The sequence below is a fragment of the Streptococcus sp. ZY19097 genome (assembly GCF_040731245.1).
In the GTDB taxonomy this organism is placed as follows: domain Bacteria; phylum Bacillota; class Bacilli; order Lactobacillales; family Streptococcaceae; genus Streptococcus; species Streptococcus orisratti.
The window spans coordinates 325398-349056 of sequence record NZ_CP160400.1 but is presented as its reverse complement, the minus strand read 5'-3'; the positions used below and the strand labels follow the sequence as shown (position 1 = coordinate 349056).

Genomic DNA, 23659 nt, shown 5'->3' with positions numbered 1-23659 from the left:
CAGAGAGTTAAATTTTATCGTGTTGAACTTGATTCTGTTTCAGTTGATGAACTCTCACTACTACTTGATGAGGTCTCAGTCGAGGATTCCTGTGAGGTTGAAGTCGAAGATGACTCAGAACTTGATTCCTCGGTCGAACTCGATTCTGTTGTTGTAGCGTATAGATAGAGAATAATGTTACTCGTGTCTGTGACATCTATCTCTGTCCCATAATAAGGTGTTTGTGAAGATACCAATACCGAACTTTCTGGTTCATGTACTTCAATGTAGCCACTCGCTGATGAGGTGCTTGGTACATAAGCCTTAATACGTGAAGATTTAATTCCTAGAGCTGTCAATGTATTTACAGCATCAGCATAGGTTAGATTTGTCACTAGTGGCATCGTCACTGAACCAGAAACAGCTACTGTAAAGCTAATCGTAGCATTTTCAGGATCAACTGTTGCTTTAGCTTCTGGGCTTTGGCTAATAATTGTACCAGCCTCGTAATCAGTTGTTGATACCTCTTCAACTGTGATGTTATCTTCTGATACACCATAGGTCTTGGTCAACTCTTGGATAGCATTTTCATAATTCTTGCCCACATAATTTGGCATTGTAAAGCCTGATGTTCCTGTAGAAACGTATATATCAATTTTTGAACCTTCACGTTTCTTCGTACCAGCTGTCGGATTCGTCTTGATAACATGATTTTTCTCAATCTGATCACTTGCAGTTTCGTGAACTTCGCCAACCTTTAAGCCTGCACTTTCAATCTTAGTTTTAGCCACTTCAAGACTAGCATTCGTCACATCAGGAACACTAACAGTAGTTGGATTATTTAAGATAAGATAGGTAAATATAGCCACTCCTAACAAAAACAAGGCTACAAAGACCTTTGTAAAGGTGTTAAAATAGTTATGTTTTCGAGCCTGTTTGTCTTTTTGAGACTGCTCCGTCTCTATTTTGTTAGCTGGTGTAGGAGGGATTTGCCTTTCTTTCTTTTCCTTTTGCTTCTCCAATAATTGTTCTGTTGATTGGGAAGGTTTGGCAAGAGCAGCCTTAGGTAAGGGCTTAGTGTTCTCAGTGTCTTGAAAAACTAATTTGGGTTCACGACTACGATTATAACTCAACGCCGTCATCAAATCACGACTCATTTCAAAAGTTGACGCATAACGATCGCTAAGTTTTTTCGCAGTTGCCTTAATCACAACATTTTCTAAAGCCTGTGGAACGTTCTTATTTTCAGCGATAATGGATGGTAGAGGTTTTTGAAAATGTTGCAGTGCAATTGTCACCGCTGAGTCGCCATCATAAGGAATATGACCTGTCAGCATTTCAAAAAGCATAATCCCCATAGCATAGATATCACTCTGAACAGTTGCTTTAGAGCCACGCGCCTGTTCTGGAGAGAGATAATGAACTGAGCCAAGCATAGAATTTGTCTGAGTAAGACTGGTTTCTGCAAAGGCAACTGCAATGCCAAAATCCGTAACCTTGACAGTGCCTGTCTTCGTTAAGAGGATGTTTTGTGGTTTCAAATCTCGGTGGACAATCCCCTTTTGGTGGGCAAGTGTCATAGCCGATAAGACTTCTTCCATAATGCGAACAACTTCTGTATTTGATAAAGGTGCACGATCATGGATATACTTTTTTAGGTCAGCGCCGTCAACATATTCCATCACAAGGAACTGCTGCCCGTCTTCTTCTCCAATATCTCGGATTGCAACAATATTAGGATGATTTAGCTCTGCCATCGCTCTCGCTTCCCTCTGAAAGCGAGCCACAGCAATCTGATCTGTCTGATAATTTGTCCTAAGAACCTTAATAGCAACTTCTTCATTGTCCAAAATCAGATCATTAGCCAGATAAACATCCGCCATACCGCCACGTCCGATAGATTTGAGGATCCGATAACGACCAGCAAATAATTTGCCAATCTGAATCATTAAAAGTCCTCACTTTCGACATGAACAAGGGCAACTGTAATATTGTCAAGCCCTCCGCGATTGTTAGCTAAGTTAACAAGTTCCCGACTCTTCTCATCTGGAGTTCCAGGCCCAATCAGAGTCCCAACGATTTCTGAATTACTAATCATATTGGTTAAACCATCGCTATTAGCAACGAGATAATCACCTTCTTCCAATTCTTGATAGCCTAAATCAGGTTGAACAGGCTGGGCTTGTCCAATTGACTGTGTGATGATATTCTTCTGAGGATGACTAGCCGCTTCTTCCTCTGTCAATTGACCAGCTTTAACCAGTTCATTCACCAAGGAATGATCGCTCGTCAAGAGAGTGTAATGACCATCGCGGACAAGACCGATACGAGAGTCCCCAATATGAGCAAATACAGCTGTTTGACCAACAAGTGCGATAGCTTCGACTGTTGTTCCCATTCCTTTGTATTCTTCTGTTTGACCTAAATCGTAAATATGTTTATTTTCAGATTCAAGAGTCACTAAAAACCAATCGCGAATTTGTTCTGGCTCGGTAAAATCCGTGTTAACCCAGGCACGCCCCAAGTCTGTAACCGTCATTTCGCTAGCAATATTACCCGCTCGATGACCACCCATACCATCCGCCAGTACAATAAGCGTAATGCCTTGTTTATTATCAAATCGATTAATAAAATCCTGATTATTTGAGCGTCGTTGCCCAATATCTGTAACAAGTGAAATTTTCATATTCTTTCCTCTGACTGTGTCAGTTTCCTCCTTGATTTTACAAGATGCGTTTGACTTGTCCAATAAAGAAACCATCTGTTTGGTACTGCTCAGGTGTGATGGCAATACAGCCATTTTTGACAATACTTTCTTCTGGATGACTCAGTTTTACTTGTTCAAAATTAGGATGGGTTTCCAAAAATTTTTCAATAACTTGAAAATTTTCCTCATCAAAAATTGTACAAGTGCTATAGGTTATTATACCACCTTTACGCAAGGTTTGGCAAACGCTATCAAGAATTTGCAATTGGATTTCTTGCAAAGTTGAAAAATCTTGATTATTTTTATTGTATTTAATATCTGGCTTACGGCGGATCAAGCCTATTCCAGAACAAGGTGCATCCACCAAAATTTTATCAAAACTATCTGATTCAAAATTTTCATGAACTGTGCTGGCATCAAGTTTTTGGGTGCTAATCTTATCCGCTACATGCAGGCGGCGAGCATTTTCCTCAATCAGCTCCAATTTGTGCTCATACAAATCAAGGGCGGTAATATGACCACTAGTCAAGTAAGAAGCCATATGCACAGTCTTACCACCCGGCGCCGCACAAGCATCTAAAATTTGCTCATCACCCTTAATTGCAAGAGTTGGAGCAACTAGCTGACTGGATTCGTCCTGAATAGTAATTTCTCCATCAGTAAAATATGCTGACGCTGCAAACTGACCCGATGACTTAACCAAGCCAACCGGTGACAACTGAGAAGGGATTGCTCCTGTTGCCGCAGCAATTTCTTCTATCTTTTCAGGATGCGTTACGCGAATACTAGCCTTATTGCGAACATAAAGACTAGCCAGAATAGCAATCGCTCGGTCCTCACCATATTGCTCGCTGAGCTTTTTCACTAGCCAGACAGGCATTGAGTAAAGAACTGACAGCCGCTTATTCTTTCTTTTGATACTTGATGGATCTGGTAGAGGCTCCTTGGAAGCACGGCGAAGCACTGCATTAACAAGTTTTTCAGCGCCTTGCTTGTTACCACGATTTTTGGCAATAGCGACGGCATCATTAACCACTGCATGATCAGGAACTTTATCCAGGTAGAGCAACTGATAAAAACTGACCATGAGCAGGTAATAAACCCATGACTCTAGCTTGTCACGGTCAGCGATATAGTGAGCCAGATACCATTCCAGTGTAATTTTGCGTGCTACAGTTCCATAGACCAATTCAGTCACTAATGCCTTATCCTTTGAGGACACGGCAGAGCTTTTTAACACATGGTTGAGGGCAATGTTAGTGTAAGCAGCCTTGTCAAAGACATTCTCCAATACAAGCAGTGCTGTGCCACGTGTCGTTTTCTTCCAATTATTTGCCAAGGACGTCACCTACTTCAAGCGTACGGCCAACACCGTTTAAGAAATCTGTGATACCCATCCTTGGCTTACCGGCAGGCTGAACCGTTTTGAGAGCGATAGCACCGTCATTTGTTGCCACGACAAGCATTTTCTTAGTTCTCTTGATGATTTCACCTGGTTGCCCATGTCCTTCTACTAACTCTGTCTCATAAATTTTAAAACGTTCACCATTTAAGAGCGTATGTGCGACAGGCCAAGGATACATTCCGCGTACTTGATTGAAGACATCACGTGCTGACTTAGCCCAGTCAATGCGTTCTTCTTCTGGTGTGATATTTGGAGAAAAAGTGGCTTGGCTTTCATCTTGTGGCTGCGGTTTTAACTCCCCAATGATATAAGAAGGCAAGGTTTCAAGTAAGAGGTCCCGACCAACTACAGCTAGTTTTTCAAACATCGTACCAACATTGTCTTCATCTGTAATTGGAATCGAGGTCTTTGCTACCATATCGCCAGCGTCCATTTTTTGTACCATTTCCATGATAGTCACGCCAGCTTCCTTTTCACCATTGATAATGGCGTAATGAATGGGAGCTCCACCGCGATACTTGGGCAAAAGCGAAGCATGAACATTGACCGCAAATTTCACAGAATTAATAAGTTTCATTGGTAAAAATTGACCAAAAGCTGCTGTTACAATACCATCTGCTCCAAGCCCAATCAATTCTTCCATTTCCTGCGAACCAGATAATTTCTCGGGTTGGTAAACTGGCAGATTATTGGCTAAAGCGACCTCTTTAACTGGCGTCATCTTGATAACTTTCTTCCGACCAACAGCACGGTCAGGCTGAGTGACTACCGCCACTATCTCGTAACGCTTATCAGCTAGCAGACCTTTGAGAACTGTTGCTGAAAAATCAGGGGTTCCCATAAAAATCAATTTTGTCATAACTATTTCTATTTTTCCTTTCAAGACAGTTTTTCTGCCCGTTTCCATCCAATAGTCTTCTAGCCTAATTTTAGGACAAGGGTGTGAACCACAAGGTTTTCAAAATTACCAAAAAAGTTAAACTAAAAGGATGTGCTACTGTTAGTATAACACAGCTCTTGAATTTCTGACCTTCAAGAGACCTTGTGCTCACATAAAACTCTGCGGCTCATGGTCAATAAACAGGCGTAATTCCCTGTTTTCTGACAACTGCGTCCAATCTAAAATCTGATTGAGTACTTTTTCTAAACGATCCTCAAAGCGATATTTGACAATAATTTGATAATGATACAGGTTGTGTGTCCGCGCCACAGGCTTTGGTGTTGGCCCTAAAATTTTGATTTTATCAGACAACTGGCTACGTAGCACTTGTAAGACCTCAAAAGATTTGCGAACAACAGTCTGTTCATCCTTATGTGACAAGGTCAAACCAACCGTAAAATAATAAGGAGGATAACCAAGTTGCCTACGAAACCCCATCTCATAAGCATAAAATGCTTCATAGTCCTGTTGTTGCGCCAATTGAATGGCATAATGTTGGGGATTATAGGTCTGAATAAGCACTTCTCCCTCTTTTTCAGCCCGACCTGCGCGACCTGCAACCTGGGTGAGAAGTTGAAAAGTTCTCTCTGAGGCTCTAAAATCAGGAAGATTAAGAGAAGTATCCGCATTCAAAACACCAACTAGAGTAACATTAGGAAAGTCCAGACCTTTGGCAATCATCTGGGTTCCTAGTAAAATGTCAGCCTCATAAGCACCGAATTTGTCCAAAATTTTCTGATGAGCCCCCTTCTGACGGGTCGTATCCACATCCATACGTAGAATTCGCGCCTCAGGAAGAACTTCTTGTAACTCATCATAAGCCTTCTGCGTTCCCGTACCGTAGTAGCGAATGCTCCGACTCTGACAATTGGGACAAGTGCGGGGAATTGGCTTTTCAAAACCACAATAATGACAATTCATGGTCTTAGTGTCCATATGCAAGGTCAATGAAATATCACAATTAGGACAATCATCCACATAACCACAATCACGGCACATGATAAAACTGGAGTAGCCACGACGATTGAGCATCAGAACTACTTGTTCTTGCCTTGCCAAACGTTCACGAATCTTATCAAGTAAAACAGGTGTAAAATTACTTACCTCCTGCTTACCAACAAAATCTCTAAAATCTATGATCTCGACTTTTGGAATACGTGCCTTTGGATTTGCCCTTTGGCTCAATTGCAAGAAATTATAAACACCACGACTTGCTCGTGCTCGACTTTCAATAGCTGGAGTTGCAGATCCTAACAAGAGTACTGCATTATGGTAGTTAGCTCTCAGAGCCGCTACGTCACGGGCGTGGTAGCGTGGGTTAGACTCTTGCTTATAAGTCGCCTCATGTTCCTCATCAATGATGATAGCACCTATATTTTCTAAGGGACTGAAAATAGCAGAGCGAGCACCTACAACGACACGGGCTTTCCCAGATTTAATTTTACGCCACTCATCAAATTTCTCACCATCTGACAAGCCTGAGTGCATAATTGCAACCTGCTTTCCAAAACGCGAAATAAAACGATTCGTCATTTGCGGTGTCAATGAAATTTCAGGGACCAAAACGATGGCCGTTTTCCCCATCTTTAAGACTCTGTCAATAATATGTAAGTAAACCTCCGTCTTTCCAGAACCCGTAATTCCTTCAAGTAGGAAAGGTTTAGATTTCTGACCAATTTGACTCGTCACCCTTTCCACCACAGCTGACTGTTCTTCATTCAAACTTAAAAAGGCTGTCGTTTCAACTTCAAAATAATCTTCCGAGCGACTGACTTCTCTTTCAGTGATGATTAGCAATTCATTATCAATAAAAAACTTAACCACTTCTCGTGAAAAAAGCTGGTACAAATCAGATAACTTTCCATCTTCTTGATGGTTCAGCAAATAGTCACGCAGGGCTAAACGCTTCTTAGCACGTGTAGTAATTTCTGACACAGACAGGGCGGATAAGTTCGGGCGATACCATTTCTCCGTCTTGACGTTTTTTTTGTCCTTGGCCAAATAGTCAACAGTAATCTTACCAGTCTGTACCAACCGTCCCAACTGACGTTGCTGCTCTGTAGTCAGGTTAGAAAAGAGTTGACGTTCCTTACCGCCAAAAATAGTCTGATATTCCTGCTCCGTTAGCTTCTTGGTAGGCAACAACAACTTATCATATTGAGAATTGAGAAGGCTTGGAATCATGGATTTGAGGATGGAAATCTTATAAGAGAATACTGTGTGACGTAGCTGCTCTGCTAACAATAATTGTTCTTCATTCAAAACCGGTTCAAAATCCAGAACTCCAACGACCTCTTTGAGATCAGCGCTAGCATTTTCCAAAACCTCAGAAAACCCAACCACAAAACCTTGTAAAAGACGATTGACACGTCCAAATGGAACGTGAACACGCGACCCTAGAGAAATCTGATCAACTAAATCATCAGGCACAATATAAGAAAAAGGCTTATCTGTCTGCATAAGTGGCACATCGACGATAATTTGGGCAATTATTGGCATAGTTCTCCTTTCATATTCGATTAAAAACAAAACAAGCTAAGAATCCTCAGCTTGTTTTTATGTGAAAACGTCGGCAGCTAGCTGAGCAACCATCTGTATTTTACAGACTGTGACAGCCCAATAAGGCTAATAAGAGAAATTCTATCGAGTAAAATCATTTTGAAATTACCCTTTGCGATTAGATTTTTTCGCCCTCCTCTTCTTTTTCCTTGGCGATTTGTTCTTTAATCTTTCGTTCTTCCTCTTCCTTAGCACGACGCTCTGCTTCAATACGGGCAGCGACAGCCGCACGTTTAACATCTGGGGCAGGGTGAATCGTTACATTTCCAGACTCAATTTCTTCAAGAGCACGAAGGGTTGATTTCACAGATTTAAACTCCTGGGTTGGCTCAGCACCAGCTTCCAATTCATGGGCACGTTTGGCTTGAAGAATACAAAGGGAATACTTTGAAGGCACTTTATCTAACAAGGTGTCAATAGAAGGTTTTAACATCATAACATTTATCTCTTTTCTAACTAGTTTAAATATCCTTAATCATGTCGTTGTAGCGACCAATGACACGATCTACACGAAAATGCTCAGCTTCAATAATGCGTTTAACACGCTCAGCCGCTAGTGAAACCTCATCATTAACCACGGCATAATCATATTCTCGCATAAGAGCAATTTCTTCTTTGGCACGTTCAATACGTTGAGCGATAATTTCTTCGCTATCAGTGCCTCGTCCCACAAGTCGGTCTTTCAATTCGTCCAAATCTGGTGGTGTTAAGAAAATGAAAACTCCATCTGGAACCTTTTGCTTCACTTGAAGGGCCCCTTGAACTTCGATTTCAAGAAAAACATCAATCCCTTTATCTAAAGTTTCATTAACATAGGTCAATGGAGTACCGTAGTAGTTACCAACATACTCAGCATACTCTAGCATCTGCCCCGCTTTAATTAATTCTTCAAATTCCTCACGCGTACGGAAAAAATAATCAACCCCATCAACTTCACCTGGGCGTTGGGGACGTGTTGTCATTGAAACCGAATATTCAAATTTATGGTCAGGCGTTGAAAAAATTTCTTGTCGAACCGTCCCCTTGCCCACACCAGATGGACCAGAAAAGACAATTAACAACCCGCGTTCAGACATGTTTCTCTCCTTATCATGCAGAAAAAGGTCAAATCAGACCTCAATTAAGTTTCTCCTTCCTAGTTTAGCAGAAAGAGTACTTTTTTTCAAGGTATTTATCAGAAAGAAGTCCATTCCCCGCTGGCACTTCGTTACACAAAGTTTTAAGTAAGATTCTAACTTTCAACTCCCTTGAAATGTATTTTTGGAAAATGAAAAGAGGTTGAAGAAATCTTAACCTCTTTCTTAATTCAATATACCTATTTAGCATAATCAATAGCACGCATTTCACGGATAACAGTGACTTTAATATTACCTGGATAATCAAGATTATTTTCAATTTTCTCACGAACCTTATGCGCTAAAACAGTTACTTGATCGTCTGAAACCTTATTTGGTTGAACCATAATGCGGATTTCACGACCAGCTTGAAGAGCATATGCTTGTTGAATCCCCTCAAAGCTTGTAGCGATTTCTTCCAAATCACGTAAACGTTTGATGTAGTTTTCCATTGATTCATTACGAGCGCCTGGGCGAGCTGAACTGAGGGCGTCGGCTGCCGCAACTAGAACAGCGATAACACTTTCAGGCTCAACATCACCATGGTGACTGGCAATGGTATTAACAACGACTGGGTGTTCTTTGTACTTACGAGCAAATTCAGTCCCAATTTCAACGTGACTACCTTCTACCTCACGGTCAATAGCTTTGCCCATGTCATGCAAGAAACCAGCTCGGCGAGCAAGATCAACATTTTCACCAAGTTCACCAGCTAAAATACCAGCTAGCTTACCGACTTCCACTGAGTGGCGCAGCACATTTTGACCATAAGAGGTACGGAATTGAAGACGTCCCATAATCTTGATAAGGTCTGGGTGAAGATTAGGTGCTCCAATTTCAAAGGCAGCAGCTTCACCATACTCACGAATACGGTTATCCATCTCAAGACGATTTTTCTCAACTAACTCTTCAATACGAGCTGGATGGATACGACCATCTGAAATTAAGGCTTCTAAAGTCATTCGAGCAATCTCACGACGGATAGGGTCGAAACCAGAAAGTACAACAACCTCTGGTGTATCATCAATAATGACATCAATCCCTGTTAAGCTTTCAAGAGTACGAATATTACGACCTTCACGACCAATAATACGTCCCTTCATGCTATCATCTGGCAGCTGAACTGTAGTTATGGTTTGTTCAGTCACATACTCACCAGCCATACGCTGCATAGCCTGTGCCAGAATATTCTTTGCAGTCTTGTCAGACTTATCCTTGATTTCACGTTCTGCTTCTTTGATGCGAGTTGCGATTTCATGCGTTAGCTTATTTTCAACGTCCGTCAAAATCACTTCACGTGCTTCAGCAATGGTCATCATTGCTACTTTTTCAAGTTCTACTTGTTTTTGCTCTTCTAATTCTGCAATATTTGCTTCGCGCTCATTAATATGTTTAGATCTATCGGTCAGACTTTGTTCTTTACTGTCCAGCGTTTTTTCCTTGCTAGCCAGATTTTCGTCCTTTCGGTCAAGAGAAGACGCTCGTTCAGTCAAACGAGTTTCCATCTGTTTAAGCTCTTGTCTCTCAGACTTAAATTCTTTTTCAATCTCTTCACGATATTTTCTAGCTTCTTCCTTTGCTTCCAATAGCAATTCCTTGCGATATGCTTTGGTTTCACGCTCTGCCGATTGTCTGATATGGTTGGCTTCCAATTCAGCCTTGCCACGCAGATTAACAGCATCTTGTTCAGCGTTCAAAAGAGTTAGCTCTGCAGCCTCTTTCGCAGACTTAAGTCTAACCGAAATTAGTGCATAACCTAGTATCAAACCAATGAGGGCAAAGACGATTGCTAATATAATATTCAACATGTCTCTACCTCAATATAATTTTTAGATTTCCTAATAGAAAGCCATCTTTTAGTCTATCATAAAAAACCATTTTTCACAATTCAAAATTGTAAAGCGTTTTAATGAAATTTATGGTATGATGGTGTCAGAAAATAATTTATCTTGCAATTGCAATAAGTAAAAACCTGAAAGGAAGTCACCTATGTCAAAAGATGTTATCGTTGAAAGTTTTGAATTAGACCACACAGCTGTTAAAGCCCCTTATGTTCGTCTGATCTCTGAGGAATTTGGTCCTGTCGGTGACAGCATCACCAATTTTGATGTGCGTCTTGTGCAACCAAATGAAGACGCCATCCCAACCGCTGGCCTTCACACCATTGAACATTTGTTAGCTAAACTTATTCGTGAACGCATAGATGGTATGATAGACTGCTCTCCATTTGGCTGTCGAACAGGTTTTCACCTCATCATGTGGGGCAAACACAGTAGCACCGAGATCGCCAAAGTCATCAAATCAAGTCTCGAAGAGATTGCTAACGTAACATCTTGGAAAGACGTTCCCGGTACCACTATCGAATCCTGTGGTAATTATAAAGATCACAGTCTTTTCTCAGCTAAAGAATGGGCTAAAATCATCTTGGAACGTGGGATTTCTGATGATCCATTTGAACGAAATGTGATGTAGGCCCTCATCAGAATTAAGGACAATTCAAGGAGGCAAGAATCAATGGATACAGCCTTAGAACTCAAAATTGGTTTGGACAAGGGACAAGCATTTTCTGACAGTCAGATTATGGATAAACTTCTTCATTCTGAACTTGTAGCTGAGCTTACCTCATACCTACCCGAAAAACCACTTGCATTGGTGTGGCGACTGATTTGTATCAGTGAAATTCCATATAGCAACAGGTTAAAATATACTCAAGATCTGATTGACAGGGTATATGAAAAATTTGCGACACCATTTGGTTTTTCTTTGAGTGGAGATGAGAAATATTTCCTTCCTTGTTACAATGCGATAATGATTTCTGCCTTATGTCGCTTGAACAGGGCTACCGACCGACAGGTACGAAATGCAGTTGAGTGGATTAATGCAAATCAGCCTATGCAAAGAGGACAAAAAGTTGAACTCCCAAACTTTAATTTTGACCGATATGGTGGATGTTTCAAGCAGACTCCTTGTTACATCGGTTTAGCAAAATCAGTTTTTGCCTTGCAAGACTTTAAAGAACAAACAGGCGAAACAAAGTACGACCAACAGTTGATAAAAGGAACAGCCTATATTCTTGAACATCATTTTTTCAAGCGTTTAAGCACAGGCAAGCCTATAACGAAACATATTACCGACATCTCTTTCCCCGAAACCTACCACTTAAATACGGTTGAATTATTGCGATTTGCTAACAAGACAAACATGATGCAGGATGAAAGGACAAAGGAGCTGATTGCATATATAGAGAATAAAAGAACCAAAGACGGAAAATGGAAGAATAACTTTAAGTATAAAGCTGACGGTTATCTTGTGTTTGACAAAGATAAAAAAGAGAGTCAATGGACAACGCATATCATTGAACAAAATTTGTTGTAATACGTTGTGATACTAGGATAGAATGAGCTTTTTCCTAAAGAATTCGATTTTCCACAGAGAATAGATCATGATAATACCGCCATCAAACAACAGTAAAGTGATTCCCATTTTTTCCAATCATCATTCTCTGGTAGTAGTTAGTGTTAAAAGAGACTGGATAAAATCTCAACTCATCTCAATATTTGGAGACAATTTGCAATAAAAAACGCATAAAATCAAGTTATCAAAAACGTTGATTTTATGCGTTTTTACTATTCCAAAAATGTTGCCCAGTCTGGTTCTTTTAATAGTCTAGAGCATCTGCACGACCAGGTGCATTCCCTACGAAGTACCCAGTCTTACAGTTGATAGAGAAGAGGTAGGTTCCATCTGATTTAAACATATTGTAATAACCATTTCCATTGATAATATTGACTTTTTCTAAGATGAAGTCATTTCCAGTGAAATAGCCACGCGCTTGGGAAGTTGCAATGATTTTTTCAAGCACACCATCTGCAAATGTCCAAGCCGAATTTGATGTATCAGCAATCGCCGAATCATCATATGGCACACGGCTCTTTTGGCGTTGCAAAATAGCAGGATCATAATTCGTAATACCAAAACTTGTTGCACCTGAAACTGTAGGAGTCGTTGTTTCTTGTGGGGCAGCTTGCGTATTATCCGTAGCAGGGACCGATGCCGTCTCCGCTGGTGCTGAAGTTGCAGCATTTTCTGTTGCTTTCGCCAGCTGATCACGTCCATCAGAAATAACGGATTGTAAAAGTGTATCCAGACTAGCATTTCCTGTATTTAAGGTATCGCTGGACAGACTATCAAAGTTGGCATCTGATTTTACCGTCGCCGAAACCTTAGAGCCATCCACAATAGCATCCGATTGGAAAAGACCATTTACTGCTTGAATCGCTGAAATTTGCTTGCTGAGACTATCATATTTAGACTGCAACTTGTCATAATACTCAGTTCCTTCTAATTTCTTTAATGCTGCTTCAAGTTTAGATAAATTAGCAAATTCACTGTTTTTCAATTTTGTTTGTTCATCGTCAGTAAAGAAACTTGCGTACAAATCCTCAAAAAGTGCCTTATTGGCCTTAGCCGTTTTATCTACACTTGTTGACTGCGTTGACTGAGTGGTCGAAGAAGACGCTTCCGTTTGTGAGCTTTTTCCGTTCAGTAGGTTCATGGCATAGGCAATACCAAAAATTGCCACAATCAAAGCTACCAAGCTACCAATAATGATACCTTTTCGTTTGTAAAATGGCTGTGCTATTTCATCATCCTTATCTAAACCAATAGAATCAACAGGAACCCTATTTACCTCAGCTTCTTTCGGAGTATCTACAAAATCCGTAGGCTTTTCCTCAGGAATAACAGGTTCTTCAAAAATAACTGTCTTGGTCAAATCTGGCTCAGCAGATTCTTTAATTTCTTCAGACATCTCAGCTTCTTTGATAGGCTCGAAGAAACCCGTCTTTTCAAGTTCCTCACGCTGCTTCCTGATAAAATCATCTAAACTACCAGTATCTAATTGTTCGAAATCAGACAACTTAGTTTCGAATTTCTGTGAGGCTACTTCCTCACGGTGCTGTTTAATGTATTTATCTAAAACATTATCATTTTCAGTGATGCCTGCCTTAAGTTCCTTATCCTTACGAACAGCTTCTCCGACAGTCATATTCTGAGCCTTTTCAAAATCAAGACTTGGTGACTCTTGCTCAGAATCTGAAATTTTCTTATCTTCCGACACGTTTTCTACCTCTCTAATCTAGATTTCTTTTCACACGTTCACCGTAAAATTGGTATAAATCAACTTTTAGGGTACCATTATACAATTTACGTTTTTTATCAGCTTTAGAGCCATATTTGCTTTCAAAACTTTCATCGCTGGTTAGGATAAATTTGCTCCAAGTTTTAAGGGGAGCAAAAGTCTGTCCCATCTCATTATACAACACATCAACGGCCTTGTCATCCAACAGTCGCTCACCATACGGCGGGTTTGACACAATAACTCCGTTGATTTTATCGGTTTTGAGGTCTTGAAGACGCATTTGTTTCAATTTGATAACATCTCCAAGACCAGCCTCCTCCGCATTTTTCTTGGCAATTTCTACCATACGAGCATCAATATCACATCCCATAATATCAAGTTCTATGTCATAATTAGCCTTAGCATCAGCCTCATCACGTACTCTTTGAACCAAATCCTTATCAACCCAAGGCCATGCTTCAAAAGCAAAGTCTCTATTAAAACCCGGAGCAATATTCATGCCAATCATGGCCGCTTCAATGCAAAAAGTGCCCGAACCACAAGTTGGGTCAATCAACGGCTTATCCGGAAACCAATTGGATAATTCAATGATGGCTGCTGCCATATTTTCCTTAATCGGAGCCCCACCTTTTTCAACACGATAGCCTCGCTTGAAGAGACTGGAACCCGTAGTATCAATCATTATCGTTGCCTTATCCTTAAGGAGTGATACTTCAATTTTAAACTCCGCACCATTTTCCTGAAGAGGAACACCCTCTGGACGGTGATAAATCTTCTGCAGTTTTTTGACAATAGCTTTTTTTGTGATTGCTTGAACAGAAGGCTCATTGTGAAGCTTTGATTTGACACACTTAGCTTTAGAAATTGGAAATTTAGCTCCTAAAGGCAGATAGTTTTCCCAATCCAATGCAAAAACACCCTGAAAAAGTTCTTCAAAGCTACGAGCAGAAAATTCACCCACTACAATCTTGATTCGATCCGCCGCTCGAAGCCAAAGATTGGTCATAGCAATGCTTTCCACACCACCTTTAAAACGTATTTTACCGTTATCAACTTGACACTCAATTCCTAAATTTCGTATTTCTTTGCCTACAACCGCTTCTATACCTGATGCTGCAGTTGCCACTAAATTAAATTCTTTTTTCATACATTTCCTTACTCTACAAATTATTCCTCTACATTATAGCATACGCACACCAAATTTCATGGGGAGAGACAAGAAAAAGAGCTAAAATTATCTAGCTCTTAAACCTATATGCAATTTTCTATAAGCCATGTTTTGTTCCAGAGATGACTAGGTACCATCTCCTTCGATAATCATCTGTCTACTGTTTCCAGTCAGGATAGACTGTTCACTTCCAGCTATCCCATGCCCCTACCAAAGTTTGGGTTGCTAGCTTGAGGGGTTTACCGCGTTCCATTTTTTACGTTTCCATAAAAACTACGTCACTGTGGCACTTTCAGAGTTATTCTGACATATCTTACGACTTAGCCATTTTACTCGCCGTAGGGCAGAAAAAACTACCCCCCTAGGCTTATTTTTTCGCCTAGCACAAACACTACCGGCATCGCAGCCAGTGCTAGCATGGACTTTCCTCATAGTATTTGAATACTACGCGATTATCCAAAAATTGCACGTTTTTAACATCATTCTACAATCTGTTTGCCAAAAACTTCTTTTTCAAGTCGGCTAATTCGTTTTAAAATATCAATATTTGTCGCAGACTGTGCAACCCTACTTGATTCTGAAGCCACTTGACTTCCTGTATAAACAGGTTGTGGAACAACCTTAGGTTTAACCGCCAATTGCTGTTTTAAATTCTCATTTTCAGCACGTAGTTCCTGAATTTGGCTAATGTAGTTTTCGTAATCTTTGATAACATCGTCCAAAAACTCATCAACTTCTTTGCGGTCATAACCGCGCATACTGGTCTTAAATTCTTGCTCAAAAATGTCCTTAGGACTAAAAATAATACTTGCCATTCTTACTTCTCCCAATCGTTCGATACTCATTCTTACCTTTGAAATGACTTAAACATATCATTAATTATATTACAGAATTTCTTAACAAAAGGCAAGTATTTTACTTGGGATTTTATTATTTCCCTAGCTCAAGTTCTCTATAAAGTCGTTTAATTTATCAAAAGTCAGATAGTTGATTGGGTAGTTTTCTTTTTCACTCATTTTTTGTAATAAATATTTTAAGTTCGTTTCATTTTCAGAATCATAAAAAATATAGGCTCCATCTGTATTATCAACTATAAACTGGTTATATTGTCTAAATTGATGTGGACCTTCATAAGTTGGATAGGAATATTTTACAAAATCTACGGTCTTAAATTTTGCTAACTTTACTTGATTGGCCTCACTCCATTGACTTCCTTGATTTTCAAAAGGAAATATGGTCGCAATTTGAAAATCATAATCTTTTTGTAAATCTAGCGCGACTTCTAGCGTCCAGTACTCAAAACCAAGATTTCCCATAAAAATCAGCCAGTCCACTCCTTCATCAAAGTATCTTACGAGTTCTTTTTTTATTACTTGCTTGATAATTTTCAGGCGCTCATCATTATCTTGGAAAATCCCCACTTCAAAACTTTTGTAACCTGTTACAAGAATTGCAGTCATAATTTGTTACCCTTTCAGAAAATATGGTATAATAATAATGCTTAAATTGCATTAAGCCTAGGAGTTAGGAGAACTATGGTTAACTATCCTCATCATCTCATTAGAAAACCAGAACAACCTTCTTCAAAGTCAAAATCAGTTAATTTTGCCAATCGCGGTATGTCATTTGAGACAGCCATCAATGCTACTAACGACTACTATCTCTCACGACATCTGGCAGTTGTTCACAAAAAACCAACACCTATCCAGATTGTAAAAGTCGACTATCCTAGGCGTAGCCGTGCGAAGATTGTAGAAGCCTATTTTAGACAAGCCTCTACAACTGACTACTCTGGTGTTTATAAAGGACGCTATCTTGACTTTGAAGCTAAGGAAACACGACAAAAATCATCCATGCCAATGAAAAATTTCCACGCCCATCAAATTGAGCATATGGAAAATGTTCTTGAGCAAAATGGTATTTGTTTTGTCTTACTTCACTTTTCAACACTTAAGGAAACTTATTTTCTCCCTGCCGATGCTTTGGTAGCATTTTATCAAATTGATCAAGGGACAAAATCAATGCCTCTTGATTATATCAAAAAAAATGGCTATATGGTGACAAACGGTCGTTTGCCACAAGTTCCTTATCTTGATATTATTGACAAAATTTTTTTAGGCGGTGATTAAAATTAAAAAAGAAACTCTACTTAAGGTCTTAAAGTATCTCCTTATTACCGGAGTTAGCCTTGCTATCATTGTTGCATTAGCAGGCGGGGGGCTATTTGCTTACTACATTAGCAGTGCACCAAAGTTGTCCGAAAAAGAACTCAAATCAACCAATTCTAGTTTGATTTATGATGTCAACAACAACTTAATTGCCGATCTGGGTTCTGAAAAACGTGAAAATGTTTCGGCAGATAATATCCCTTTGAATTTGGTTAATGCCATTACTTCTATTGAAGACAAGCGTTTCTTCAAACACCGAGGTGTTGACATTTATCGTATTATTGGTGCAGCTTTCAACAATATATTTAGAGGAAGTACCCAAGGGGGATCTACATTAGACCAGCAATTGATCAAATTAGCTTACTTCTCCACAAGTACTGCTGACCAAAATTTCAAGCGTAAAGCACAAGAAGCATGGTTAGCTCTACAATTGGAGCGTAAATATACCAAGCAGGAAATTTTAACCTTTTACATCAATAAGGTCTTTATGGGAAATGGTAACTACGGTATGCTTACCGCCGCTAAGTCCTACTTTGGTAAGGATTTAAAAGACCTCTCTATTGCTCAGTTAGCTCTTTTGGCCGGCATTCCTCAAGCTCCAAGTCAATATGACCCTTATACCAATCCAGAAGCAGCTCAAAGTCGTCGTGATACTGTTCTTAGCGAAATGCTTGAAGATAAAAACATCACCAAAGAAGAATACGATGTTGCTATCGCTACTCCAGTTACCGACGGTCTGCAACCACTGACTTCCTCCTCTAGTTTTGAGCCTTATCTTGACAATTACATCAAACAAGTTATTGAACAAGTTAATTCAAAAACAGGGCAAGACATTTATTCAGCTGGATTGAAAGTATATACTAATGTCAACCCAGAAATCCAGCAGTATCTCTGGAATATCTATAACACAGATTACTACGTTTCTTACCCAGATACTGATTTACAAGTTGCTTCAACTGTCATTGATGTCAATACCGGTAAAGTTATTGCTCAACTGGGTGCGAGAAATCAAGACACATCTGTTTCCCTTGGAACTAACCAAGCAGTACTAACCGACCGAGATTGGGGTTCAGCAATGAAACCAATCACTGACTATGCGCCAGCTATTGAAAAAGGTATCTATAAGAGTACTGCCGCTACAACCAATGACAATAAATACTATTGGCCTGGAACCTCTACACAGTTTTACAACTGGGACCGTCAATATTATGGAACGATGACTATTCAACAAGCGGTTATGCAATCTCGTAACGTTCCCGCAGTAAAAGCCCTTGAAGCAGTCGGACTTAACGAAGCTAAATCTTTCTTGAGTGGACTAGGAATCAATTATCCTGAACTCTATTATTCAAATGCCATTTCAAGTTCAACTAGTGATAGCAGCCAAGAATATGGTGCTAGTAGCGAAAAAATGGCTGCTGCTTACGCTGCTTTTGCTAATGGCGGTATCTATTACGAACCACAGTACGTGAACAAAATAGAATTCAGCGATGGTACGACACAGACTTTCGAATCTACTGGTAAGCGTGCTATGAAAGAAACTACTGCTTACATGATGACTACAATGCTCAAAACCGTTCTTACCTATGGTACGGGGACAGAAGCCTATGTTTCAGGTATGTATCAAGCAGGGAAAACTGGAACATCTAACTATTCAGATGATGAATTGCCTCAAATTGAAGCAGCAACAGGTCTCTACAATAGTTCAGTAGGAACAATGGCCCCAGACGAGTTGTTTGTTGGTTATACAAATCAATATGCTATGGCTGTTTGGACTGGTTATAAGAATCGTTCAACCCCAATTTATGGTAGCGGACTCGACGTTGCAGCAAATGTTTACAAAGCAATGCAACTCCACTTAAATGAGACTTTCGGAAGCGGAAGCACTGATTTTACCACTCCAAGTGGAGTTTATCTCAGTGGAAATTATGCCTACCTGAGCGGTTCAAATCCTTACACTTACTCATCAAGTTCTAGCTCTGTCTATAGTAACATCTATGGCAATAGCTCAAGTTCACAAGATACTAGCGAAACATCTGACCAATCCTCTAGCAATTCAACCAATCACTCATCCTCAAATGAGGACAACTCATTTTCTGACTCTTCTGTTGGATCAGAAACACAGACAGATAACGCTACCAATTCTCAAGAGTAACTAAAACTTGTGCTCAACCGAGTCGTTTAAGTTATTCATCAAATACTTATTAACTGTAATAGTCGTCAATGAATCATTAAATAATTATTACAATAAAAAAACGGGAATCCCACTGCTATTCGTAAGATTCCCGTTTTTTTTATTATATGACATAAGCGGTGTTGTTAATAATACACCATCTTATACTCTTCGAAAATCAAAATTATCCGTTGTCAACTTGCCTTGATGAACTCAAGTTCTATCGTCGGCTTCGTTTCCTAGGCTACTTTTGATTTTCATTGAGTATTAGATTTCAAAAGTAACAATGCTTTCCAGTAAAATTAACCAATTTGTTATAGATAAAGAATTGGTCTCTATAATAAAACAAGCCTTTTATACTATTTATTTGCTAGGGCACCCATTGGATCCCAGGGAGCGAGAACTGTTGGGGTTGCTTCATAGGCAGAGAGTTCATCAGCAGTAAGAAATTCTTTACGAACAACGATTTGGTAGGTAAATTCGTCCATCCAAGTGTCAGAAGCAACAAAATAGCCTTTTTGACCAACTTTATCTCCCCATGAATTTTCGACTTTCCATTTGACAGCTTTGCCATTGTCATCTAAATCAACACCTGTCAAAACCATAGCATGAGTCATAAGAGACTCACTATAATCAAGTCGTCCCGCCTTGTCTTGACTAAGTTCAATATCCATAGCTGAACTAAAATCATAAGTATTTGTGGCAAGGATACCTTTTTGGCGGTCTGACAGTTGGCCAACATCTGAACCAAACCAAACTGTTTCACCAGCCTGCATCTGAGCAATTGCCAATTCCTTAAAACGTGCCATCGGCAAGTTGATATAACGCACATCACGACTTCCAACCACATTGCCTAGCATCTCAACAGTGTAAGATTTTCCAAAAGGTTTGTCAGCCGTTGGAGCATTGATAACAGAAACATAATCAGATAGTTTTAGACCAACATATTTCTCATAAAAAGCCTGTGGCGTCATTTGTTTTTCAACGTGGTAATTGTTTTCCTTATCACGATAGGCAAAATCAAAATGACGTGGCGGCAAGCCTAAGTTCATGGCTAAATAGTTGAAAATCTCCTTTAGGAGGGCTTCTTTTTTAGCCTGAATTTGCTGCTTATCTGCACCAGCTGAGATAGATTCACGTAAAATTTGAGCATCTTGACGCAATAATTTATTGAGGTATTGATTCATCTCACGACTTGCACTTGATGATATAGATTCTGGGTAGATAGTCTTGGGTACTACACCATACTTTTCAAAGAGAGCTACAACCATGTCCCATTGACCACCATCTTGCTGTGGTGTGTCCAAAAGAAATTTTACCTTACGACTGCCTAATTCTTGGTCTGCTGTCGTAATGATTTGTTCTAAAAACCAATTTGATTTTTCATATTTATCCCAAAAGAAGGTATGCGCCTGCGACAGTTCAAAATTTTCCAATTGGAAGTCAGAAATGAGTTTGTGACGAAAGGTATTGAGTGCAGCGAACATCCAACAACGCCCAGAAGCTTTCTGGTTAGCTACCTCATCTTTTGTCAAATCAATAGAAAAGACGTGATCATTTTCAACTTCACTTTGACGAGTCTCCAAGGACTTCAGTAAGCCATTATGAGTGATTGCATTTTCAAGTGCCCGAAATTTAGCATTTGCTTCATATTCGGCAAATAATTTATCAGTAAATGTCTGTGATAATTCTGACATATTTTTCCTCCACGTAAAATTTTATCCGCTTACTATTATAACGCTTAAAATTGTTTATACAAGTATTTTCTAAAAATAAGTAAAAAGCAGAGTTAACCCAAACTTCTGCTTTCTGTATCTAATATAGAAATGATTTATATGTCTAGGCCCAAGCCAATAAGTTGTTTTTCGAAGAGTATTATTTCCAAAAATCATCGAAAAGAGTGATTGGCAAGTGGCGTTTATGCTGACCTTTGTGCCACCAATTTTCAATTTTAGTCTTAGCTTCTGATGAAACTTTTTTACCTTCCAAATAATCATCAATATCATTGTAGGTCACACCCAAGGCGATTTCATCTGCAATTCCTGGCTTATTTTCCTCAAGATCCGCAGTTGGAATCTTTTCATAGATAGCTTTATCAGCTCCCAATTCTGCCAAAAGTTGTTTTCCTTGGCGTTTATCAAGGCGGTAAAGTGGCAAAATATCTGCTCCGCCATCTCCAAATTTGGTAAAGAAAGCAGTGATATTTTCAGCAGCATGATCCGTTCCAATCACTGCTCCACTGTACTGACCCGCTATGGCGTACTGGGTAATCATACGCTGACGTGCCTTAATATTTCCTTTGTTAAAATCAGAAACTTCAACACCTGCCGCTACTAAAGCTTCAACCTGACCATCTACAGCTGCTTTGATATTCACCGTCAAACTGACGTCTGGCTGAATAAAAGCAAGGGCGCGTTGGGCATCTGCCTCATCAGCTTGAATGCCATAAGGTAAGCGAACCGCAATAAACTGATAACTGTCGTCCCCAGTCTCTGCTCTTAATTCTTCAATAGCAAGCTGGGCGAGACGACCAGCCAGACTAGAATCCTGACCGCCAGAAATACCTAAAACGTAGCTTTTCAAAAAAGTATGCTTTTTAAGATAGCCTTTCAGAAAATCAATGGATTTTCTAATTTCTTCTTTAGCATCTATGACTGGCTTTACGCCTTCATAGGCGATAATTTCATCCTGTAAACTCATTTGACTTCTCCTTTTGCATATGCTTCTTTTCGAATACGATCAATCAAATCCATCTTATTTTGCCATACATCTGGCGCAAGATCGACAGGATAATCTTGAGGATTAAGAACACGTTTGTATTCATCCCAGAGTTTGTCAAATTCCTTACGAGCGTATGCCTGAATATCCTTCAGCTTAGGAAGTTTATAAACTAATTTTCCTTGGTCAAAGATATCTACTAAAAGTGGAACAGCATCAAAATCATGCACCGTCTTATTGATGTAAGTATAAGTTGGGTGGAACATGTAAAGTTCTTCGAGTTCACTAACGTCAACATCAGTGAAGGTGATATAGTCTCCTTCAGATTTCCCTTTGGCACGGCTCGTAATTCGCCAAACTTGTTTTTTACCTGGGGTGGAAACTTTTTCCGCATTATTAGAAAGCTTAATGGTATCCTGCATAACGCCATTTTCATCTTCTATGGAGACAATTTTATAAACTGCACCAAGAGCTGGTTGATCATAGGCGGTAATTAATTTTGTTCCCACTCCCCAAACATCAATTTTAGCGTGTTGCATCTTCAGGTTTAGGATAGTATTTTCATCTAAGTCATTAGAAGCATAGACCTTAGCCTTGGGATAACCAGCTTCGTCAAGTTGTTGGCGGACTTTTTTAGACAAGTAGGCCATATCTCCTGAATCAATACGAACACCTAGAAAATTAATTTTATCTCCCAATTCATTGGCTACACGAATGGCTGCTGGAACACCTAGTCTGAGTGTATCGTAAGTATCTACTAAAAAGACACAATCTTTATGGGTGCTTGCATATGCCATGAAGGCTTTGTAGTCATCACCATATGTTTGAACCAAAGCATGGGCATGCGTTCCAGAAACAGGAATATCAAACATTTTACCTGCGCGAACATTTGATGTGGCATCCGCACCACCGATGACAGCCGCACGGGTTCCCCAGATAGCAGCGTCCATTTCCTGTGCTCGGCGCGTTCCAAATTCAAGCAAAGGTTCATCTTCAATTACCGAGCGGATACGAGCAGCCTTAGTAGCAATCAATGTTTGAAAATTAACAATATTGAGCAGTGCTGTCTCAACTAACTGACATTGGGCTAATGGTCCTTCTACCTGAACAATGGGCTCATTAGCAAAAACCAAATCCCCCTCTTGAGCTGATCGAACCGTTAACTCTAATTTAAAATGTTTTAGGTAGTCAATAAACTCTGCGGGATATCCCAAATCTTCTAAATAAGCAATGTCCGTTTCAGAAAATTTGAGTCCTTCAAGATATTCAACCATACGCTGTAACCCTGCAAAAACAGCATAGCCATTACTGAAAGGTTCCTTGCGAAAATAAACTTCAAAAACTGCTCGTTTATTATGAATGCCTTGTTCAAAATAGACCTGCATCATGTTAATTTGGTACAAATCTGTGTGTAGCGTTAAACTGTCGTCCTTATACATCGCTAACTCCTTTTTCAAGTGTATCTCACACAATATTGTGACTATTATAACACATTTTCAGATATTTTCGGAAAATCGCAGAGCAAAAAGCAAAAAAAGCAGGCAAAACCTGCTCAAAAGAGTTTTATTGGGTGAACCTCAATTCTTTGAA

General features: G+C 39.7%; 19 protein-coding genes and 1 other RNA gene. 4 read left to right on the top strand and 16 right to left on the bottom strand.

The features are described from left to right. Positions 1–14: 14 nt before the first annotated feature. The 8 genes from pknB to ABZ559_RS01650 all read right to left on the bottom strand — a co-directional run bounded on the left by pknB (position 15) and on the right by ABZ559_RS01650 (position 10513). Positions 15–1928 (bottom strand): Stk1 family PASTA domain-containing Ser/Thr kinase, encoded by a 1914-nt coding sequence (pknB, locus tag ABZ559_RS01685; protein WP_367007049.1) that lies wholly within the window; start codon positions 1926–1928, stop codon positions 15–17. Continuing rightward, positions 1928–2665 carry a Stp1/IreP family PP2C-type Ser/Thr phosphatase gene (locus ABZ559_RS01680; protein ID WP_277290561.1) on the bottom strand — a complete coding sequence of 246 codons (738 nt, stop codon included), beginning with the start codon at positions 2663–2665 and terminating at the stop codon, positions 1928–1930. The genes pknB and ABZ559_RS01680 overlap by 1 nt, the downstream gene beginning before the upstream one ends. Positions 2666–2702: 37 nt before the next feature. Then, positions 2703–4025 carry a 16S rRNA (cytosine(967)-C(5))-methyltransferase RsmB gene (gene rsmB, locus ABZ559_RS01675; protein ID WP_317334360.1) on the bottom strand — a complete coding sequence of 441 codons (1323 nt, stop codon included), beginning with the start codon at positions 4023–4025 and terminating at the stop codon, positions 2703–2705. Beyond that, entirely contained in the window at positions 4015–4950 is a 936-nt protein-coding gene (fmt, locus tag ABZ559_RS01670; protein ID WP_317334361.1) for a methionyl-tRNA formyltransferase, read from the bottom strand. Before fmt ends, rsmB begins: the two co-directional genes overlap by 11 nt. Before the next feature lie 189 nt (positions 4951–5139). Further along, the gene (locus ABZ559_RS01665; RefSeq protein ID WP_367007047.1) at positions 5140–7530 is read right to left on the bottom strand and encodes a primosomal protein N'; all 2391 of its coding nucleotides are present in this window, start codon (positions 7528–7530) and stop codon (positions 5140–5142) included. Between the two features lie 178 nt (positions 7531–7708). After that, complete coding sequence (gene rpoZ, locus ABZ559_RS01660; RefSeq protein ID WP_018375728.1) at positions 7709–8026, bottom strand: DNA-directed RNA polymerase subunit omega; 318 nt, start codon at positions 8024–8026, stop codon at positions 7709–7711. 25 nt (positions 8027–8051) lie between these two features. Then, entirely contained in the window at positions 8052–8666 is a 615-nt protein-coding gene (gmk, locus tag ABZ559_RS01655) for a guanylate kinase (protein WP_018375729.1), read from the bottom strand. 239 nt (positions 8667–8905) lie between these two features. After that, on the bottom strand, positions 8906–10513 hold the full coding sequence (locus tag ABZ559_RS01650; protein ID WP_367007046.1) for a ribonuclease Y: 1608 nt from the start codon (positions 10511–10513) through the stop codon (positions 8906–8908). A gap of 181 nt (positions 10514–10694) precedes the next feature. On the opposite strand from ABZ559_RS01650, the gene ABZ559_RS01645 reads away from it, so the two are divergent. Both ABZ559_RS01645 and ABZ559_RS01640 read left to right on the top strand, forming a co-directional pair. Next, entirely contained in the window at positions 10695–11177 is a 483-nt protein-coding gene (locus ABZ559_RS01645) for an S-ribosylhomocysteine lyase (protein ID WP_367007045.1), read from the top strand. 42 nt (positions 11178–11219) lie between these two features. After that, the gene (locus ABZ559_RS01640) at positions 11220–12080 is read left to right on the top strand and encodes a hypothetical protein (RefSeq protein ID WP_367007043.1); all 861 of its coding nucleotides are present in this window, start codon (positions 11220–11222) and stop codon (positions 12078–12080) included. Between the two features lie 283 nt (positions 12081–12363). Here the strand turns inward: ABZ559_RS01640 and ABZ559_RS01635 are convergent, their stop codons facing one another. From ABZ559_RS01635 to ABZ559_RS01615, 5 genes are all read right to left on the bottom strand, one after another. After that, on the bottom strand, positions 12364–13824 hold the full coding sequence (locus ABZ559_RS01635) for a cell division site-positioning protein MapZ family protein (RefSeq protein WP_367007042.1): 1461 nt from the start codon (positions 13822–13824) through the stop codon (positions 12364–12366). A 13-nt stretch (positions 13825–13837) separates the two neighbouring features. Further along, entirely contained in the window at positions 13838–14992 is a 1155-nt protein-coding gene (locus ABZ559_RS01630) for a class I SAM-dependent RNA methyltransferase (protein ID WP_277290568.1), read from the bottom strand. 116 nt (positions 14993–15108) lie between these two features. Continuing rightward, an RNA gene (gene rnpB, locus ABZ559_RS01625) (RNase P RNA component class B) lies at positions 15109–15477 on the bottom strand. Positions 15478–15492: 15 nt separating this feature from the next. Further along, positions 15493–15828 carry a cell division regulator GpsB gene (gpsB, locus tag ABZ559_RS01620; protein ID WP_273413476.1) on the bottom strand — a complete coding sequence of 112 codons (336 nt, stop codon included), beginning with the start codon at positions 15826–15828 and terminating at the stop codon, positions 15493–15495. A gap of 123 nt (positions 15829–15951) precedes the next feature. Continuing rightward, on the bottom strand, positions 15952–16476 hold the full coding sequence (locus ABZ559_RS01615; protein WP_367007611.1) for a DUF1273 domain-containing protein: 525 nt from the start codon (positions 16474–16476) through the stop codon (positions 15952–15954). Between the two features lie 72 nt (positions 16477–16548). On the opposite strand from ABZ559_RS01615, the gene recU reads away from it, so the two are divergent. Continuing rightward, positions 16549–17142 (top strand): Holliday junction resolvase RecU, encoded by a 594-nt coding sequence (recU, locus tag ABZ559_RS01610; protein ID WP_367007040.1) that lies wholly within the window; start codon positions 16549–16551, stop codon positions 17140–17142. Further along, on the top strand, positions 17135–19333 hold the full coding sequence (gene pbp1a, locus ABZ559_RS01605; protein WP_367007038.1) for a penicillin-binding protein PBP1A: 2199 nt from the start codon (positions 17135–17137) through the stop codon (positions 19331–19333). Before recU ends, pbp1a begins: the two co-directional genes overlap by 8 nt. A gap of 377 nt (positions 19334–19710) precedes the next feature. Here the strand turns inward: pbp1a and pepC are convergent, their stop codons facing one another. From pepC to ABZ559_RS01590, 3 genes are all read right to left on the bottom strand, one after another. Next, positions 19711–21048: an aminopeptidase C gene (gene pepC, locus ABZ559_RS01600; protein ID WP_367007037.1), complete on the bottom strand. Its 1338-nt coding sequence runs from the start codon at positions 21046–21048 to the stop codon at positions 19711–19713. Between the two features lie 178 nt (positions 21049–21226). Beyond that, entirely contained in the window at positions 21227–22051 is an 825-nt protein-coding gene (nadE, locus tag ABZ559_RS01595; RefSeq protein ID WP_367007036.1) for an ammonia-dependent NAD(+) synthetase, read from the bottom strand. Continuing rightward, complete coding sequence (locus ABZ559_RS01590; RefSeq protein WP_367007035.1) at positions 22048–23508, bottom strand: nicotinate phosphoribosyltransferase; 1461 nt, start codon at positions 23506–23508, stop codon at positions 22048–22050. The genes nadE and ABZ559_RS01590 overlap by 4 nt, the downstream gene beginning before the upstream one ends. Between the last annotated feature and the right edge of the window lie 151 nt (positions 23509–23659).

Coding starts and splice junctions, on each gene's coding strand:
- ABZ559_RS01640 (WP_367007043.1), top strand. CDS start 11,220: ATGGATACAGCCTTAGAACTCAAAATTGGTTTGGACAAGGGACAAGCA.
- ABZ559_RS01590 (WP_367007035.1), bottom strand. CDS start 23,508: ATGTATAAGGACGACAGTTTAACGCTACACACAGATTTGTACCAAATT.
- pknB (WP_367007049.1), bottom strand. CDS start 1,928: ATGATTCAGATTGGCAAATTATTTGCTGGTCGTTATCGGATCCTCAAA.
- ABZ559_RS01650 (WP_367007046.1), bottom strand. CDS start 10,513: ATGTTGAATATTATATTAGCAATCGTCTTTGCCCTCATTGGTTTGATA.
- gmk (WP_018375729.1), bottom strand. CDS start 8,666: ATGTCTGAACGCGGGTTGTTAATTGTCTTTTCTGGTCCATCTGGTGTG.
- rpoZ (WP_018375728.1), bottom strand. CDS start 8,026: ATGATGTTAAAACCTTCTATTGACACCTTGTTAGATAAAGTGCCTTCA.
- gpsB (WP_273413476.1), bottom strand. CDS start 15,828: ATGGCAAGTATTATTTTTAGTCCTAAGGACATTTTTGAGCAAGAATTT.
- ABZ559_RS01630 (WP_277290568.1), bottom strand. CDS start 14,992: ATGAAAAAAGAATTTAATTTAGTGGCAACTGCAGCATCAGGTATAGAA.
- pepC (WP_367007037.1), bottom strand. CDS start 21,048: ATGTCAGAATTATCACAGACATTTACTGATAAATTATTTGCCGAATAT.
- recU (WP_367007040.1), top strand. CDS start 16,549: ATGGTTAACTATCCTCATCATCTCATTAGAAAACCAGAACAACCTTCT.
- ABZ559_RS01680 (WP_277290561.1), bottom strand. CDS start 2,665: ATGAAAATTTCACTTGTTACAGATATTGGGCAACGACGCTCAAATAAT.
- ABZ559_RS01665 (WP_367007047.1), bottom strand. CDS start 7,530: ATGCCAATAATTGCCCAAATTATCGTCGATGTGCCACTTATGCAGACA.
- ABZ559_RS01645 (WP_367007045.1), top strand. CDS start 10,695: ATGTCAAAAGATGTTATCGTTGAAAGTTTTGAATTAGACCACACAGCT.
- nadE (WP_367007036.1), bottom strand. CDS start 22,051: ATGAGTTTACAGGATGAAATTATCGCCTATGAAGGCGTAAAGCCAGTC.
- fmt (WP_317334361.1), bottom strand. CDS start 4,950: ATGACAAAATTGATTTTTATGGGAACCCCTGATTTTTCAGCAACAGTT.